Genomic DNA, 16,374 nt, shown 5'->3' with positions numbered 1-16,374 from the left:
CAAATAGAAAAGGGTGCTTTATTAAAACGTAAAGCACCCTTTTTATTTTATAGAAATCTTATTTATTATATAATTAGCAAACCAAATAGTGTTTAATAAAAACGCCTTCAAGAATTATTGAAGGCGTTTTTTATATAAAATGGATTTGTGTGAAATCTAAGCAGAATTTCTACTCGCATTAATATTACCAAATAAAGAGCGTGTTACAATTTTTTCATAAATTTTTAATTGCTCTTCATCTTGAACTCCAGAACGATTAAGCTCTTGAATTTTTTTCAATGCATATTGTTGTATCGTTAATAACGGTAATACAATAGACTCTCGAACTTCAATGGAAGCTTTACCCGAAGGCTCATTTTCCATTAATTCTTTATAACCTGTTAGCTTTAATAATAAAGCTTTTGTAGTTGTATATTCTGTGTAAATAATATTCCAGAAAGCTCCAAATTCTTCGTCTTTAGACATGTATTTTGTTAAATCGAAGAAAGATTTGGTTAAGGACATCATGCTGTTTTCTAAAAGCGTTTTAAAGAATTTAGAGTTTTTATAAAGTTGTTCTACTTTGTAGAATTCACCTTTGTCCTCGTATTTCTTTAAGGCAGTACCTACACCAAAAAATCCTGGCACATTTTGTTTTAATTGACTCCATGAACCTACAAAAGGAATAGCTCTTAAATCGGAAAATACTAATTTATCTGATGTTCCTCTTTTCGATGGTCTACTTCCAATATTAGTTTTAGCATAGTATTTTAAAGTACTCATGCGCTCTAAATAAGGAATAAACATTTCATGACCTTTAAATTCTTTATAAGCTGCATAACTGGTTTCGGCTAAATCGGCCATCACAATTTTGTCCTCATCAGACATTTTATGATTTTCTTTTCCTAAACGGTTAAACATACCAGAACTTATTAATTGTTCTAGGTTATATTGAGATGAATCTAAAGTACCAAAATTAGAACTAATGGTTTGTCCTTGAATGGTAAGTTGTACTTCTTTGTCTTCAATAGTTGGACCTAGAGAAGAGTAGAACTGATGCGTTTTTCCACCACCTCTTGCTGGTGGTCCACCACGTCCATCAAAGAAAATTGCTGTAATATCATATTTTCTAGACATGGCAGTTAATAATTCTTTAGCCTTGTAAATACCCCAGTTGGCCATTAAATAACCACCATCTTTAGTACCGTCAGAGAAACCTAACATAATGGTTTGTCTGTTACCACGACTTTTTAGATGCTCCATATACACAGGATTTGTATATAGTTGCTCCATAACTTTAGGCGCATTTTCTAAATCGTCAATAGTTTCAAAAAGCGGAACAACATCAACAGTTAATTCATCTTTAAAGGCTACCATTTTTAGCATGGCAAACAACTGCATCACGTTTAGTGCTGTTTGGTTGTTACTAATAATGTAACGGTTTGCACCACGTTCGCCATTTGTTTTTTGAATGTCTTTTATAACTTCAATGGTTTTAAGTGTGTTGTAAACCATTTCATCTTCGAAGGCATCGAAATCTATTTTTTCATCTGAAACTTTAGATAAAATCTCAATTTGTTGGGCTTCGGTTAAATCGTGATAATTTTTTGGGAAACTTTTCGATCCTGTTGCAATTAAATGATCGACAACATTGGTAAATACCGAGTGGTGTATTCTACTGTCTTGTCTAATATCTAAAGTTGCAAAATGGAATCCGAATAAATGAATTCTATTAATTAAATTATTTATTTCGTTTACGTAAAGCGATTGGTGTTTCTCTTCAATAAGATTTCTAATACTTAATAATTCTTTTAGAAGTTCTTTAGCCGTAATCTTTTCGGGCGTATTTATGTTTATACTGTAGTTATACATAATGGTTTCTAAACGAATAATACGTTCTTCAACCCCTCTAAAAGTAAGTTTGCGTCTTAAATTCTTTAAGTCGGCATAATATTTTTTAAGCGCTGCTTGTTTTAGTTTTCTAGCAACTTTTAACGTTGTATCTGGTTTTACGAATGGGTTACCATCACGATCACCACCTGGCCAGAAACCAATATTTATAATTTCATTGTGTTTTTTGCCGTCGTCGTAAATGTTTTGTTGTATGTAGTTATATATTTCACCAAACGAGTGGTAGAATACATTTTCTAAATACCAAATTAAACTTTTAGCTTCATCGTAAGGTGTTGGTTTTTCGTGTTTAAAAAACGGTGTTTTACCTAACTGAGCGAAAAGATTATTAATTTCAGAAAGGTTATTGCTTTTAATAGCTGCGGTTAAATCGGTAATAATACCCAAAACAGTTCCAGGGTAAAATTGTGTTGGATGCGCTGTTAAAACAATACGTACTTTAAATTCTTCTAAATATTTTTTTAATTCTTCAAGTTTATTGTTTGAAGAAGCAGATTCTTTTAAGTTTCTAAGCGTACCAATACCTTCCATGTTGTTAACAATAGGGAAAGCGGCATCTTCGACAGCATCAAATAATACAACTTGGCGCTCGATGTATTGTATAAATCTAAATAAAAGGTTTATTTGACTTTCTTTTGAGCGTCTCCCTTGGTATTTTTCAAAGAAGGTATCTACAATTTTGGTAGGATCGTCTCCATTTGCAAATCCTTTTTTACAGGTTTCATGAAATAAGGGGAGTAGTACTCCGGTTTTTGTGATCGTATCAAAAGGTAAGGTCATAAATATACTGTTGTATATCTGATATTTAGACAATACCTGTTGCTTGAATCGCGATAATTTTGGTTCTACAGACATAAATCGTTCAATTGAAAATTAATCATAAATGTAAGGAAGCTTAGACTAAAGATTGCAGACTTATTAAAGATTTATTAATTTTTTTTATTTGTTTGATGCTTTCTACGAATAATTAAAAAAAAACTCTACTTAATCAAAATCTTTGTAATTAGTGATGTTTAGCGCCATTGTAAAACAGCTTTTTTCATTTACTAATACATCGTGGGCGTATATGATAAATATCATATTTGCTCGAATCTTTAAGCCATATCTTTAGCTCTTTTTAAAACCTAAATATAACGATTACCATGCATATTAACAAAATCCATTCGTTTCACATACCAGTAATGGGTATTGGATTCACTATAGATTCTCCTTTAAAAGTAGCTCAATACGGAATCGACTCGGTTGTTTCTTTAGTAGATGATATTTTAATTGAAAAATTAAGAAAAATGTACAGTGAGAAATTTGAAATGCCTTACCATGAAATTTCAGATGCGATTGATGATTTTAGAGCCAAAAGAATTACCTCTTATTTAAATTTAATAAACGATGTAGTCGACAAAAAATTTGAAGCCTTAAAGCAAAGTGCTGTAGGCATGACCGAAGAATTTAAAGCTTATATAAATATGCTGCCTTCGGGCTCTGCCATTAAAACAGACTTTATGCGCTTAACCGAAAAAGGTTTTACCATGTCTGAAATTAAAAACTGGGCAAACCAAAATCTTGTAAAAGGTAACATAGACGTTAATATAATGACCAAAGTCGATAAAGATAATTATATAAAAAACGACCCATTACCAGTTGAATATAACGATGCGCACGCTGCATTTCGTGGCTTTGCTAACAGTAATTTAGAAGCATCGGTTGTGTTGTCGGCTGGATTGAATCCACGATTATACGCTTATATGAGTGCGTTTAACGATTTCTTTCCAACCCAATTAGGCACTTTTAAAAAGAAAATAATATTAAAAGTAAGCGATTACAGGTCGGCTTTAATTCAAGGAAAATTTTTAGCAAAAAAAGGCTTATGGGTATCGGAGTATCGAATTGAGTCGGGCTTAAATTGTGGTGGACATGCCTTTGCTACCGATGGGTATCTTCTAGGGCCTGTTTTACAAGAATTTAAAGAGAAACGCGAAGAATTGCGTGAAACCATTGCCACCGTGTTAAATCAAGAGTTAGAAAGTCAAGGCCGCATTGTTCCCAATTTGCCTTTAGAGTTTAAAATTTCGGCTCAAGGTGGTGTTGGAACGAACGAAGAACACGAATTTTTACTGGAACATTACGATTTAGATTCTATTGGATGGGGAACCCCGTTTTTATTGGTGCCCGAAGCAACAACAGTCGATAGTGACACTATAAATTTATTGGTAAAAGCTAAAGAAGACGATTTGTATTTAAGCGATATTTCGCCTTTGGGAATTCCGTTTAACAGTCTTAAAAACAATACAAAAGATTTAGAAAAAGAGGCTTTAATAGCAAAAGGTCGCCCGGGAAGTTCTTGCCCAAAAAAGTTTGTGTCGTTAAATAAAGAATTTAAAGAAAAAGGCATTTGTACGGCATCGCGAGAATACCAATATTTAAAAATTAAAGCGTTGGATGCCTTAAATTTAAACAACGAAGCCTATAAAATGCATTTCAATAAAATTATTGAAAAATCTTGTACTTGCGTAGGTTTAGGCACATCGGCTTTGCTCGCTTATGGTTTAGACACAAAAACCGAAGGTATGGGTGTTTCTGTTTGTCCGGGACCAAATATGGCCTATTTTTCAAAAATAATGAGTCTAAAAAACATCACCGATCATATTTATGGAAGAGACAACATGTTATCTCGAAACGATCGTCCGAATATATTCATTAAAGAAATTGATATTTATATTGATTATTTGAAGCAAAAATTTGAGGAATCTAAAGCTGAAATGACTAAAAAAGAAGAGAAATATTTTTTAACATTTACCAAAAACATGGCCGATGGCATTGCCTATTATAAAACGATGTTTAACAATGTGAAAAATAGATTTCAAGATATTAAAACCGAGGTTATAAGTGCGTTAAACAAAGCCGAAAACGAATTGCTTAATATAAGTTTAGCGGTACAAAATTTAGCAAGTCAAACAGAAAAAACACAAGTAGTAGCATAGACTAGTGTTTGTATTTTAAAATAAACGTTTCAATTTTATTAATTAATAAAGCATTTGATTAATTAGAATTTAATGAATTGTTGAATATCTAAATTGTCTGCAATTTTACTTTAATATTTGAGTTAAATTCAATTCAAAAGAATTTTAATTAAGATATTTGTAAAATAATTGATGCCTAAAATTAGGTTAATCTGTTTTTACAAAGATTTAATTGCAATGGATTTAGTTAAAGAAATTAAACGTCTTAAAGAAGAAAAGAACGCTGTAATATTAGCACATTATTACCAAATTGGTGAGATTCAAGATATTGCAGATTATGTAGGTGATAGTTTAGGATTGTCTCAAAAAGCAGCCGAAACCGACGCCGATATTATTGTATTTGCAGGGGTGCATTTTATGGCCGAAACGGCTAAAATTTTAAACCCAACAAAAACAGTGGTGTTGCCAGATGTTAACGCGGGTTGCTCCCTAGCAGATTCTTGTCCGCCAGAGGCTTTCGAAAAGTTTACTAAAGCACATCCCGATCACGTTGTTATAACTTACGTAAATTGTTCGGCAGAAATTAAAGCCTTAAGCGATATTGTTTGTACATCTTCAAATGCACTTAAAATTGTAAATTCTATTCCAAAAGAAACCCCTATTATTTTTGCACCCGATAAAAATTTAGGCGCTTACATCATCAAAGAAACAGGAAGAGATATGCTATTGTGGGATGGAAGTTGTATCGTGCACGAAGCTTTTTCAATGGACAAGCTTATAGAACTTCATAAAAAATATCCAGATTATAAAATTATAGCCCATCCAGAATCTGAAGAGCATATTTTAAATACGGCGACTTATATTGGTTCTACTTCGGGCATGATAAATTATGTTAAAGAGCATCAGGACCAAAAATTTATAGTAGCTACCGAAGCAGGTATTTTACATAAAATGCAACAAGAAATGCCCAATACAGAGCTTGTTCCTGCGCCAGCCAAAGAAGATAATACCTGTGCATGTAGTGAATGCCACTTCATGAAAATGAATACCTTGCAAAAACTTTACGATTGTTTATTAAACGAATCGCCACAAATACATGTTCCCGAACATATTATAGATAGAGCCTTGTTGCCTATTGAGCGTATGTTAGAACTATCTAAATAAACCATGATTGAAACAGATTATTTAGTCATTGGCTCTGGTGTTGCAGGCTTAACATTTTCGGTTAAAATTGCCGAGAAGTTTCCCAATAAAACCGTTGTAATTGTAACGAAAGCTAATGAAGATGAATCTAATACCAAGTATGCCCAAGGTGGTGTTGCTGTGGTTTTAGATAAAGAAAACGATTCTTTTAAAAAGCACATAAAAGATACGCTTATTGCTGGTGATGGTTTGTGCGATGAAGACGTCGTTAAAATGGTTATTAAAGAAGGTCCCGAACGTTTAGAAGAATTATTGCTTTGGGGTGCTAATTTCGATTTAGATCCTCAAGGGGCATTCGATTTAGGAAAAGAAGGCGGACATTCGGAATACCGTGTGGTACACCACAAAGATATTACAGGTTTCGAAATAGAACGCGCTTTATTAAAACGCGCACATCAATTACCAAACATAAGCATTTTACCCCATCATTTTGTTTTAGATTTAGTTACAAATCACCATTTAAAAGAAAATATTTCAGATGAAATTACGTGCTATGGTGCCTATGTATTCGATCAAAAATCGTCTAATATTTTCACTATTAAGGCCCAAAGTACGCTTTTAGCATCAGGTGGTATTGGTTGTGTTTATGGACATACTACAAACCCGGTAATAGCAACAGGCGATGGGATTGCCATGGCATACAGAGCTAAAGCTGAGATTAAGGACATGGAATTTGTTCAGTTTCATCCAACAGCATTATATGATGCCAAAGGCGAATCTTCATTTTTAATCTCGGAAGCTGTTAGAGGTTTTGGAGCTTATTTAAGAAATAAAAAAGGGTATCGTTTTATGCCAGAGTACGATGAACGTGCAGAATTAGCTTCGCGCGATATCGTATCTCAAAGCATTGATAGCGAACTTAAAAAATCGGGAGAACCTTGTGTGTTTTTAGATTGTACCCATTTAGATATGGATGCCTTCATAAAACATTTTCCTAATATTTACAATAAGTGTTTAGAACATCATATCGACATTAAAACCGACTGGATTCCTGTAGTGCCAGCGTCTCATTATTTATGTGGTGGTATTGTAGTCGATAAAGATGGAAAAACAACCATAGCGAATTTGTTTTCGTGTGGCGAATGTACTCGAACAGGATTGCATGGCGCTAATAGATTAGCATCAAATTCGTTGTTAGAAGCCTTGGTTTATGCTCATAATATTTTTAAATATCATAGCAAAAACGAATCTGAAAATGTACAGGTAAACATTCCAGATTGGAATGATGAAGGGACTACCATTGCAAAAGAACACATATTAATTCAGCATAATTTAAAAGAACTTCAAGCATTAATGCGAAATTATGTGGGTATTGTTAGAAGTAACAAACGTTTAAATCAGGCTATAAAACGTTTAGATTTAATTTACAATGAAGTTGAAGATTTGTATAAAGAATCTAAAATTACAACTTCACTTTGTGAATTGCGAAACATGATAAACGTGGCACATCTTATTATTAACCAATCTTTAAATAGAAAAGAAAATAAAGGAGGTTATTTTAATGTAGATAATGTAAAAAAATAATCAAGGTTACTTTTTTGAGTAACCTTGATTATATTCATTTTCTTAGGTTCTAGAAACATCAATGTCTATATAAATGGTATGGCTATTGCCTAAAGAATCGTAATAAGTCCCGTATAAAATTATTTTTATATCATCACCTACATTGCTTCCAAAAACGCGATAATCAGCTGTAATTGAATTTCCTGGATTTTGGTAATCAATATCAATACCTTGAATGTTTGGTATTTGATTTCCTGTAAGGGTTCGAGTAGAAGGTGTAGCTATAACTAAAGGACATGGATCGCTTAATAAGCCAGAGGTGTTAAAATTAAATACGTTTCCGTTTCCATCTTCAGAATCAATTCTAAACAAGCAACCAATTCCAGTGGTTGCTGGTAGATTATAATCTGTTGCCGAAATATTAGCTGAATAACTTAAAATAGCCGAACTGTTAGCATCAAGAGTTATTTCAATTTTATCGGTACTTCGCGTTGAAGGTGTTGCTTCTTTTTCGCATGAAGCACTAAAAATTGCCAAAAGGACTAAGGTTGTTAAATGTATAATTATCTTTTTCATAATATTTTATTGTTTATATAACTAGATACAGGGACATCTAATTTTGTTACCCCATTTTTTAATTTTTTTTAAATTATTTAATAATCTAAAATTTTGCTCTAAAATTAGAGTACTAAAAGGTTATATAAACAATGTTTTTATTACTGGTTGATTTCATAGCTTAATGTGTTATTATGAAATCATTAAAAGGAAAGTAATCGACTTAGTTTTTTTAATTCAAAACCGAAAATTAAAAAGTAAAAAAAAGCTGCCTTAATCGAGGCAGCTTTTTCAAAACATTATTTACCCAACAAGAGTAGTTCGTTACAAACAATTTCGGTGATGTAACGTTTGTTGCCATCTTTATCATCATAGCTTCTGGATGTAAGCTTTCCTTCTATGGCAATCTCTTTACCTTTAGTTACATATTTTTCAATAATCTCTGCTGTTTTTCCCCAAGCCACTACATTATGCCATTGGGTGTCTGTAATTTTCTCGCCTTTATTATTTTTATAGCTTTCATTAGTTGCAATTGTAAATTTTGCTAATGTTTTGCCTGATTCAAGATTAATAATTTCTGGATCGTTTCCTAAGTTACCAATCAACTGTACTTTGTTTCTAAGTGCGCTCATAATTTTAATTTTTTAATGTTAAACAGTTAATACTATCGAGTTCTTATGTTTCGACATGGCAAAGATGCGATGGCTTCAAAATGTTATTCGGTAGTTACTTGTTTAAAATCGTTTGTAAATGTTTGTAGTCGTTTGTAAACGAATAAATAATTTTTGTATATTGGCTTAATTAATTGGTTATCATGGGAAAAAGTTGCTTAGAATGCGGTGACAACATTGTTGGCAGAGTAGATAAAAAATTTTGTAGCGACGCCTGCAGAAACGCTTACAACAACAATGTAAATAAGGATAGTAAAAATTTAATACGCAACACCAATAACCGGTTACGTAAAAATTATCGAATTTTAGAAGCTTTAAATCCGGACCAAAAAACAAAAACCTCCCGAAGCAAACTCATTGAAAACGGTTTCGATTTTAATTATTTTACAAGCATTTATACTACTAAGGCAGGCGCTATATATTACTTTGTTTACGATCAGGGTTATTTACCTCTAGAAGGCGATTTTTATGCTTTGGTAAAACGCGAAAGTTAATTTCCTTTCAAATACTTCACTTAAAAGGAATTTCTATTTTTTAAAATTTCTTTCTCTAGAAAACTTCAATTTATAAGCCGTTGAATTTCTTATTAGAATTGCCTTACAATATAATCTTGTTTTTATATGGTTAAGGTTGTAATTGACTTAAAATGAACCTTTTTTGATAGATTATACCTCTTCAAGATGCTATGCAAGTTTTAGTTTTACCAACCTAATAATCAAAGCGTCCCTAGCTACTATCTAACTTAATTACTTGTGTTTAAAAACAAATATTAAACTAACTTTTAAACTAAGTAACATGAAAAAATTTACCTTATTCTTTTTAGGAGCGATGCTATCCTTTATAGCACAATCTCAAAATTTAGCGCCAAACCCTACATTTAACACCACTGCAGGCTGGAATAGTAACAACCCAGGAATTAACCAAGATTATATTTCTACAGATAGCAGAACGGCCGACGGTTCTGGTTTATGGAGAATTGTGAGTAACGGAACTTTTAATAGCCGTATACAAAGTGATAATATTTCGGGTTTGCCAGCAGGAAATTATAAATTTGGTTATTGGGTTCGAGGCGCCGCAGGAGCTAAATCAAAATCTTTTATAAGAGATAATGCGCAATCTACAACCATCGACGGGAATGTTTATGCGATACAAGTAGCCGATACTTGGGAGTATGTTGAGTCTGTTTTTGCAATAAGTGGCACTGGCAGTATCACATTAAGAGTTAATGTTAACGATAACACCAACGGTACCTCTGTGGAAGTAGACGATGTCGATTTTCGTCAAGTCTTTACAGAAAACGCATTTGTTACAAACCCAGATTTTGAAACCGGTACCTTAGACGGCTGGTCGGCCAGTGGTGGTCAGGTTGTTTTGGTTGACGCAACAGGAAATGGTAGTGCGCACGCCGGACAATTATCGTTTACAGAAGATCAAACCAAAGTTAATTATTTAGACAATGCTATTTACGATTTCGGAAGCACCGTTAGTCCTAATAACATCGATATCTCTTTCGATTTATACAGTTCTAGTACCACCATTAATGTTCAGGTGTTATTCGACTTTTTTGATGCTTCAGGCGCTAAAATTAACACACTTAATACGGCATTAAAAAGTGTGGCTGTAGCTAATACCTGGGAAAACATCACCCTTTCAAAACCAATAGACATACCATTCAATAAAATTCAAGTAAGATTAAAAGTAAAAGATGGGGCCCTATTTGGAGATAAAGTTGCATTCGATAATGTAGTCTCAGAGTTTAGTTATGTAACGCTTTCAGTTAATAACAACGAAGCAGTTGCAAACGACATTAAATTATTTCCTAATCCTGCAAAAAACACACTTCAAGTTAAAAGTTTAAATACGATTACTTCCATAAATATCTATGATATTACTGGTAAATTAGTGTTTAATTCAAATAAAATTTTTGATGGTAAAGTAGATATTTCTAACTTAAATTCGGGTATTTACCTAGCCAGAATAGAAGATTCTAACCGTAACTACAGTGTTAAAAAATTGGTGGTAACTAAATAATCAATAATACAAGAACACGCTTTACTAAAGCGTGTTCTTTATTTAAAACTGTTAAGATTTCATAAGTTAATTAAGGAATATTAACTATAAATCAGGGTCATGATACAGGTTCCAATAATATTACTTGCATTAATCTTTATAAATCTATTGCTCTTAAAGTTTAGTAGTAATAAATAGCCTCTTTATTTAACGTAGTAAATTATAAATAACACTCAATTAAAAAGTTTATTCTTCTTTTAAAAAAATGAATTTTCTAAAAGGAACACTTATAGTCGTTCTGTTAAATTTTGCTATTTTTTTAAAAGCAAATAGTCAGTCGGGAAATGCTAAATTTTGTATCGATGCAGAACCGCTTTGCGGCTCTAGTGAGTTTTCGTACCCCAACACCAGCGGATTTAATTTAGCAGAAAAAGGCCCAGATTATGGCTGTTTGTTTTTGCAGTTAAACCCATCTTGGTTTTATTTACAGATAGCTCAAGATGGCGATATTGAATTAAAAATAGAGCAAAGTACGACCTTAAACGGTGTGGCCGATTTAGATGTAGATTTTGTTGTTTTCGGTCCTTTTAACGAACTTCAAACACCATGTTTTAATGAGCTTATAGACGCCAAAAGAGTCGATTGCAGCTACAATATAAATTTTATAGAGTATGCAAATTTGCCCAATACCAAGGCGGGTGAGTATTATTATTTAATGATTACCAATTTCTCTAGAAAACCAGGATATATAAAAGTTACTCAAACTTCTGGGGTCGCAACTACCAACTGCGATTTATTAAAGCCTCCTATTGTTTCCAGTAAAACATCCTGTGAAGGTGATACAATACCCTTAAATGCAAATACAAATAATGCTACTAATTTTAACTGGTATGAAGCAGATTATCAAGGCGATTTCAAGTTAATTAATGGGCAAAATTCGAGTAGTTTAGATGTAATAAAATCTAATGTTTATAAAGCTGAAGCCATGAACGCCAATGCGGTTGTTTTAGAGCAATATGTATTTAATATAAATTTTAATGAAGCCCCTAATATTCCTGTACATATTTCAGATTATAATATTTGCGATACCTATGGAGATAACTTCGATGGCCAAGCAGTATTTAATTTTGAATTAAAAAATGAAGAAATTTTAAACGGTTTGAATCCTTCCAATTTTTCAGTTACTTATTATAAAAGTGAAACAGATGCCGTTAATGGAATAAATTCGCTTCCATTACAATATCAGAATACGTTGGAAACCGAACTTATTTATGTACGTGTCGAAAATACAGCTAGTACAAATCCAGTTTGTTTCGATGTGAGTGCCTTTTTAATTGAAGTTCATCCATTGCCCGAAATTAATTTGGAAGCTTCTTACACGCTGTGCATTAACACCAATGGTACCGAGCAAATATCAACGCCACCCATTATAGATACTGGTTTAAGTACCACAACATATGAATTTGAATGGAAATTAAATGGTACTAGTTTAGCCAATGAAACCGAAGCCTATATAATACCTAAGGCGGAAGGTGTTTATACCGTTGAAGTAAAACATAGCACAACAAATTGCATAAATTATGCTGAAACAACCGTTATATTAAGCGAGCCACCCTCAATTAGTGCTGAGGTTATTACCAACGCATTCATAGAAGCAAATAATATAAAAGTAACCGCAACGGCTATTGGAGTTCAAGATTTCGAATATCGTATCGATGGTGGTGTTTGGCAAACAAACGATGTGTTTGAAAATGTTTCATTAGGAAAACATATCATCTCTGCAAGAAACCTATCAGGTTGTGGAGAAACCAGTACAAGCATTATGGCGATGGATTATCCTTTATATTTTACGCCCAACAACGACGGTTATAATGATACCTGGAACATTGTAGGTATGCAAAATCAACTACAGGCTAAAGTTTGTATTTTTGATAGATACGGAAAACTTATTAAAACATTAAAACCCAATTCTAATGGTTGGGACGGAACCTTTAAAGGTGCTTTAATGCCAACAGACGATTATTGGTTTACAGTAGAATATATAGAACCAACAACTCAAATACCAAGTGTGTTTAAGGCCCATTTTACTTTAAAACGATAACGAAATGGTTGTTTGTTAAATTTAAATAAGAATTATTTCCAGTTATGCCCTTTTAATTTCATAGCTGCTTTAAGCACGTCTTTCTGACTAATTTGCCCAACCAGTTTACCATTTTCAACTATTGGGAATCGGCGTCTTTTGGCTTCTAAAAACTTATTGGCTGCATCAAAAATATTCATATTACCATCAATGGTTTCAACATTTAAAGCCATGTGGTCTTTAATAGTTCGGTCTTGCATTGGCATATTGTAGTAACGACTATCACTAATTTGTTTAATGCAATCGCCTTCAGAAATTATACCTATTAATTCATTTTTTTCATTAACAACAGGTCCGCCAGAAATTCTGTGTTTTATTAAAGCCTCCATAACGGTTTCAATAGATTGGTCTGGTGAAAACGTAATAAGGTTAGTCGACATATAATCGCTTACTCTTAATGAAGGTGAATCTTCGGTTGCAGACTGCTGTTTTCTTGCGCCTTGAAAACTTTTAATGCCCATAATTTAAAATTTAGTAATTTGAAATATAAGTATTTTTTTTTGAATTTCATAATACGAACCTATAATTTGTTGATAGTAGATTCAGAATTTCATTTGAAAATGAAATAATTAGTATTTTTTTATGATTTTAAGTGTTAAAATTTTATAGTTTTAGCGCATTAAATAAATTATAAACATGAAACGATTATTTGTATTAACATTATTTTTAGGAAGTTTTTTAATGCAGGCCCAGAGTAATTCAGAATTGGTAAAACATTTTGAAAATTATTACAAGGAAATGCAAAAACAGGGCGATGTACAAGGGATTATTAATGGTTTAACACATCTTAATATTTTGCTGCCTTCGCAGGCTAGAAAAGATACCTTGGCATACATTTACATGAGCGAAGGCAAATACATGCAAGCCCTTAACACCATTGGTATAGAGAAAAGCACAACAGATTCTGATATAGCCATAGAGGTTAAAGCCATATCATTAAAATCTGTAAATCAGCCAAAATTGGCTATTACATTTTTCGACGAAATGTTTAAACGTAAGCCTAACCCATTAATAGCTTACGAATTAGCAGAGTTAAACTTACAAACCCAACAAATTGATGCCGCCGAAAAGCACATTAATTATGGTCTAGCAAATGCCAAAGACGATATGAAAAAAGCTTTTTACGAAACCCAAACACCTTATGAGGTTTCTTTAAAAGCAGCTTTTATGTATTTAAATGCTTTGTTAACTTATAATAAAGATAAAAAAGCGAATATCGACACGGCAGTAGATATCTTAGACGATGCCCTAAAAGTAGCGCCTAACTTTAATATTGTACAGTTAAGTAAAACAGAATTGCTAAGACAAAAACAAGCGCAGCAAACGCAAAGCGAAACAAAGAAATAAAACTTTAAAACCCAATAAAAAAGGCATCTAGTAAAGATGCCTTTTTTATTAAATAGAAATTAAGAATTAAGGTTTTTCAATTATAATGTTGTCACCTTCAATTTTCTTATTCATTTGGAGATTTAAATTAGAAAAAGCCACCAAAAATTCTTTAATGGTTCCTAAAAGTTCTTTTTTTGTTGAGGTAGATATATTTGCAAAAGTTTCCAGTTTGTAAAACTTGGTTTCTAAAGCAAGAATCCGGGCTTTAATCGCATCCGAATCTACTTCGGTTGGTATATTTTCCACCATATTTTTAAAAAGGTTTTTATGGGGGTTTTCTTCAGCATTAAAATAACTTAAATCACCTTTTTTTACGTTGGTTAAAACATCAAAAAGGGTATAATATTCTTTCCAGTCTACAATGGCTTTTTCTGTTCTGGTATCTAAAATAAAATCGGTGTATTTAAGTCTAGAAATATCTTTTTCGGTAATAACCTGACTTTCGTTTTGTTCTACATTTTCAACCAAATGCTCTTCTTGCTTGTGCTTGCACGACAAACAAATAAATAAAAGCAGTAAAACACTAGAAATTTTAATATTCATAGAAAGTAAATAAAATACAACGCACAAATATAAAGTATTAGTTTCTTTAAGTTAAAAAAATATAAGCAATACATAAAAGAATCTAATAAATTGTATATTTGAAAATCCCCTAATCTTAATTAGTAGCAATGTTAGAAAATTTTTGGTTCAATGTAGAATATGGCATAAATCACTTACTCGATATAAATGCCTACGATCACGTTTTATTCCTTATAGTGCTTACCGTTCCTTATATGTTTAAAGACTGGAAACGCGTATTTTTACTTGTTTCAATGTTTACTTTAGGGCACACCCTTTCTTTGGTTTTGGCAAGCTACGATGTGGTAAGAATAAACGCCAACATAGTAGAATTCTTAATTCCAATAACCATTTTAATTGTCGCTTTATTTAATGTTTTTACCTCAGGTAAAGGCGCCCAAAAAGAAAAAGTAGGCGTATTATTTTTATCAACCCTATTTTTTGGCTTAATACATGGCCTGGGCTTTGCACGCGAATTTAAAATGCTTCTGGGCGATTCAGACAGTAAGTTACTATTGCTTTTAGAATTCGCACTAGGCATCGAAATTGCACAACTAATAATCGTTTTAGTGGTATTACTTATAGGTTACATAGTGCAAACCATATTCAGGTTTTCAAAACGCGACTGGATTATGGTTATTTCTGCAATTGTTGTAGGTCTGGTTATTCCAATGATTTTGCATAGCGATTTCCTAAAATCTATTTAAAAAATAATTTGGGCGTTACCCCAGCCAAATGCTGCGCTATTGGCTGCGGTCGGGCTTTACGTTGCAATCTTTTTTGTTTTCAAAAGGTTAGTTAACTAACAAGCTTTCTAGAAAACAAAAAAGGATTTCCACTACAATCCCTAACGCAACCCCCATAATAGTATAAACTTTCGTTAAACTTTTAATAACTTCAGTTGTAATTAAAATACGAACAAAGTATATTCGTTATATAGTATTTAATAGGTAATTTTAAACATAGAAAATGGTGAATGTCTTACATTTAATCCCTTTTTATATTCTGTTTAAAAGCGAAAAGGCGGTTTGCACACGAGTGTAAACCCTATAAAAAATATATATGTTAAAAAGTAAACAATTAAAATACGATAAAGCTTATTTACGAATTGCAGAAGAGTGGGGTAAATTGTCGTATTGTAAACGCCGACAAGTGGGCGCGCTTATTGTTAAAGACCGCATGATTATTTCCGATGGTTACAATGGCACACCTTCGGGTTTCGAAAATTTCTGCGAAGACGACGAAGGCTACACCAAATGGTACGTTTTACATGCCGAGGCCAACGCCATACTAAAGGTAGCTGCCTCCACACAATCCTGCCAAGGCGCCACGCTTTACATAACCATGTCGCCCTGCAAAGAATGTAGTAAATTAATTCATCAGGCTGGTATTGTAAAAGTTGTTTACAAACAAGCTTATAAAGACGATTCCGGATTAAAATTCTTGAAAAAAGCAGGTATAGAACTGCAACACATCGAAGAAATAGAAGCCTAAC

General features: G+C 32.7%; 14 protein-coding genes. 9 read left to right on the top strand and 5 right to left on the bottom strand.

Features of this window, described 5'->3' with window-relative positions; all coding sequences use genetic code 11:
* Positions 1 to 156: 156 nt before the first annotated feature.
* Positions 157 to 2,745: a phosphoenolpyruvate carboxylase gene (locus tag AW14_RS04090; protein WP_044637664.1), complete on the bottom strand. Its 2,589-nt coding sequence runs from the start codon at positions 2,743 to 2,745 to the stop codon at positions 157 to 159.
* Between the two features lie 287 nt (positions 2,746 to 3,032).
* On the opposite strand from AW14_RS04090, the gene AW14_RS04085 reads away from it, so the two are divergent.
* The 3 genes from AW14_RS04085 to nadB all read left to right on the top strand — a co-directional run bounded on the left by AW14_RS04085 (position 3,033) and on the right by nadB (position 7,574).
* Positions 3,033 to 4,868 carry a hypothetical protein gene (locus tag AW14_RS04085; RefSeq protein ID WP_044637663.1) on the top strand — a complete coding sequence of 612 codons (1,836 nt, stop codon included), beginning with the start codon at positions 3,033 to 3,035 and terminating at the stop codon, positions 4,866 to 4,868.
* 216 nt (positions 4,869 to 5,084) lie between these two features.
* On the top strand, positions 5,085 to 6,011 hold the full coding sequence (gene nadA, locus AW14_RS04080) for a quinolinate synthase NadA (RefSeq protein WP_052647549.1): 927 nt from the start codon (positions 5,085 to 5,087) through the stop codon (positions 6,009 to 6,011).
* Between the two features lie 3 nt (positions 6,012 to 6,014).
* Complete coding sequence (gene nadB, locus AW14_RS04075) at positions 6,015 to 7,574, top strand: L-aspartate oxidase (RefSeq protein ID WP_044637661.1); 1,560 nt, start codon at positions 6,015 to 6,017, stop codon at positions 7,572 to 7,574.
* 42 nt (positions 7,575 to 7,616) lie between these two features.
* Here nadB and AW14_RS04070 read toward each other — a convergent pair whose 3' ends face one another.
* Together AW14_RS04070 and AW14_RS04065 are read right to left on the bottom strand one after the other, a co-directional pair.
* Entirely contained in the window at positions 7,617 to 8,129 is a 513-nt protein-coding gene (locus AW14_RS04070; protein WP_044637660.1) for a hypothetical protein, read from the bottom strand.
* 278 nt (positions 8,130 to 8,407) lie between these two features.
* Positions 8,408 to 8,740: a single-stranded DNA-binding protein gene (locus AW14_RS04065; protein WP_044637659.1), complete on the bottom strand. Its 333-nt coding sequence runs from the start codon at positions 8,738 to 8,740 to the stop codon at positions 8,408 to 8,410.
* A gap of 182 nt (positions 8,741 to 8,922) precedes the next feature.
* Between AW14_RS04065 and AW14_RS04060 the strand changes: the two genes are divergently transcribed.
* The 3 genes from AW14_RS04060 (at position 8,923) to AW14_RS04050 (ending at position 12,890) form a co-directional block, all read left to right on the top strand.
* Positions 8,923 to 9,273, top strand: a complete 351-nt coding sequence (locus tag AW14_RS04060) for a hypothetical protein (RefSeq protein WP_044637658.1) — start codon at positions 8,923 to 8,925, stop codon at positions 9,271 to 9,273.
* 301 nt (positions 9,274 to 9,574) lie between these two features.
* Positions 9,575 to 10,810 (top strand): T9SS type A sorting domain-containing protein, encoded by a 1,236-nt coding sequence (locus tag AW14_RS04055; protein ID WP_044637657.1) that lies wholly within the window; start codon positions 9,575 to 9,577, stop codon positions 10,808 to 10,810.
* Positions 10,811 to 11,054: 244 nt separating this feature from the next.
* On the top strand, positions 11,055 to 12,890 hold the full coding sequence (locus AW14_RS04050; protein ID WP_044637656.1) for a T9SS type B sorting domain-containing protein: 1,836 nt from the start codon (positions 11,055 to 11,057) through the stop codon (positions 12,888 to 12,890).
* Positions 12,891 to 12,922: 32 nt separating this feature from the next.
* Here the strand turns inward: AW14_RS04050 and AW14_RS04045 are convergent, their stop codons facing one another.
* A complete protein-coding gene (locus AW14_RS04045; RefSeq protein ID WP_044637655.1) occupies positions 12,923 to 13,390 on the bottom strand; it encodes a CBS domain-containing protein in 468 nt (155 codons plus the stop codon).
* 175 nt (positions 13,391 to 13,565) lie between these two features.
* On the opposite strand from AW14_RS04045, the gene AW14_RS04040 reads away from it, so the two are divergent.
* A complete protein-coding gene (locus AW14_RS04040) occupies positions 13,566 to 14,276 on the top strand; it encodes a tetratricopeptide repeat protein (protein WP_044637654.1) in 711 nt (236 codons plus the stop codon).
* A 66-nt stretch (positions 14,277 to 14,342) separates the two neighbouring features.
* Here AW14_RS04040 and AW14_RS04035 read toward each other — a convergent pair whose 3' ends face one another.
* A complete protein-coding gene (locus AW14_RS04035) occupies positions 14,343 to 14,861 on the bottom strand; it encodes a hypothetical protein (RefSeq protein WP_044637653.1) in 519 nt (172 codons plus the stop codon).
* 128 nt (positions 14,862 to 14,989) lie between these two features.
* Here AW14_RS04035 and AW14_RS04030 point away from each other — a divergent pair, with 128 nt between their 5' ends.
* Together AW14_RS04030 and AW14_RS04025 are read left to right on the top strand one after the other, a co-directional pair.
* Positions 14,990 to 15,586 carry a HupE/UreJ family protein gene (locus AW14_RS04030; protein ID WP_044637652.1) on the top strand — a complete coding sequence of 199 codons (597 nt, stop codon included), beginning with the start codon at positions 14,990 to 14,992 and terminating at the stop codon, positions 15,584 to 15,586.
* A 355-nt stretch (positions 15,587 to 15,941) separates the two neighbouring features.
* Positions 15,942 to 16,373: a deoxycytidylate deaminase gene (locus AW14_RS04025; protein ID WP_044637651.1), complete on the top strand. Its 432-nt coding sequence runs from the start codon at positions 15,942 to 15,944 to the stop codon at positions 16,371 to 16,373.
* Position 16,374: the final 1 nt, after the last annotated feature.

The sequence above is a fragment of the Siansivirga zeaxanthinifaciens CC-SAMT-1 genome (assembly GCF_000941055.1).
Classification (GTDB): Bacteria; Bacteroidota; Bacteroidia; order Flavobacteriales; family Flavobacteriaceae; genus Siansivirga; species Siansivirga zeaxanthinifaciens.
This window is presented reverse-complemented; position numbering and strand designations above follow the sequence as displayed.

Bases quoted from the DNA above. Each gene is read 5' to 3' on its own strand.
- nadA (WP_052647549.1), top strand. From the start codon at position 5,085: ATGGATTTAGTTAAAGAAATTAAACGTCTTAAAGAAGAAAAGAACGCT.
- AW14_RS04085 (WP_044637663.1), top strand. From the start codon at position 3,033: ATGCATATTAACAAAATCCATTCGTTTCACATACCAGTAATGGGTATT.
- AW14_RS04035 (WP_044637653.1), bottom strand. From the start codon at position 14,861: ATGAATATTAAAATTTCTAGTGTTTTACTGCTTTTATTTATTTGTTTG.
- AW14_RS04065 (WP_044637659.1), bottom strand. From the start codon at position 8,740: ATGAGCGCACTTAGAAACAAAGTACAGTTGATTGGTAACTTAGGAAAC.
- AW14_RS04050 (WP_044637656.1), top strand. From the start codon at position 11,055: ATGAATTTTCTAAAAGGAACACTTATAGTCGTTCTGTTAAATTTTGCT.
- AW14_RS04025 (WP_044637651.1), top strand. From the start codon at position 15,942: ATGTTAAAAAGTAAACAATTAAAATACGATAAAGCTTATTTACGAATT.
- AW14_RS04055 (WP_044637657.1), top strand. From the start codon at position 9,575: ATGAAAAAATTTACCTTATTCTTTTTAGGAGCGATGCTATCCTTTATA.
- AW14_RS04045 (WP_044637655.1), bottom strand. From the start codon at position 13,390: ATGGGCATTAAAAGTTTTCAAGGCGCAAGAAAACAGCAGTCTGCAACC.
- AW14_RS04030 (WP_044637652.1), top strand. From the start codon at position 14,990: ATGTTAGAAAATTTTTGGTTCAATGTAGAATATGGCATAAATCACTTA.
- AW14_RS04040 (WP_044637654.1), top strand. From the start codon at position 13,566: ATGAAACGATTATTTGTATTAACATTATTTTTAGGAAGTTTTTTAATG.
- nadB (WP_044637661.1), top strand. From the start codon at position 6,015: ATGATTGAAACAGATTATTTAGTCATTGGCTCTGGTGTTGCAGGCTTA.
- AW14_RS04070 (WP_044637660.1), bottom strand. From the start codon at position 8,129: ATGAAAAAGATAATTATACATTTAACAACCTTAGTCCTTTTGGCAATT.
- AW14_RS04060 (WP_044637658.1), top strand. From the start codon at position 8,923: ATGGGAAAAAGTTGCTTAGAATGCGGTGACAACATTGTTGGCAGAGTA.
- AW14_RS04090 (WP_044637664.1), bottom strand. From the start codon at position 2,745: ATGTCTGTAGAACCAAAATTATCGCGATTCAAGCAACAGGTATTGTCT.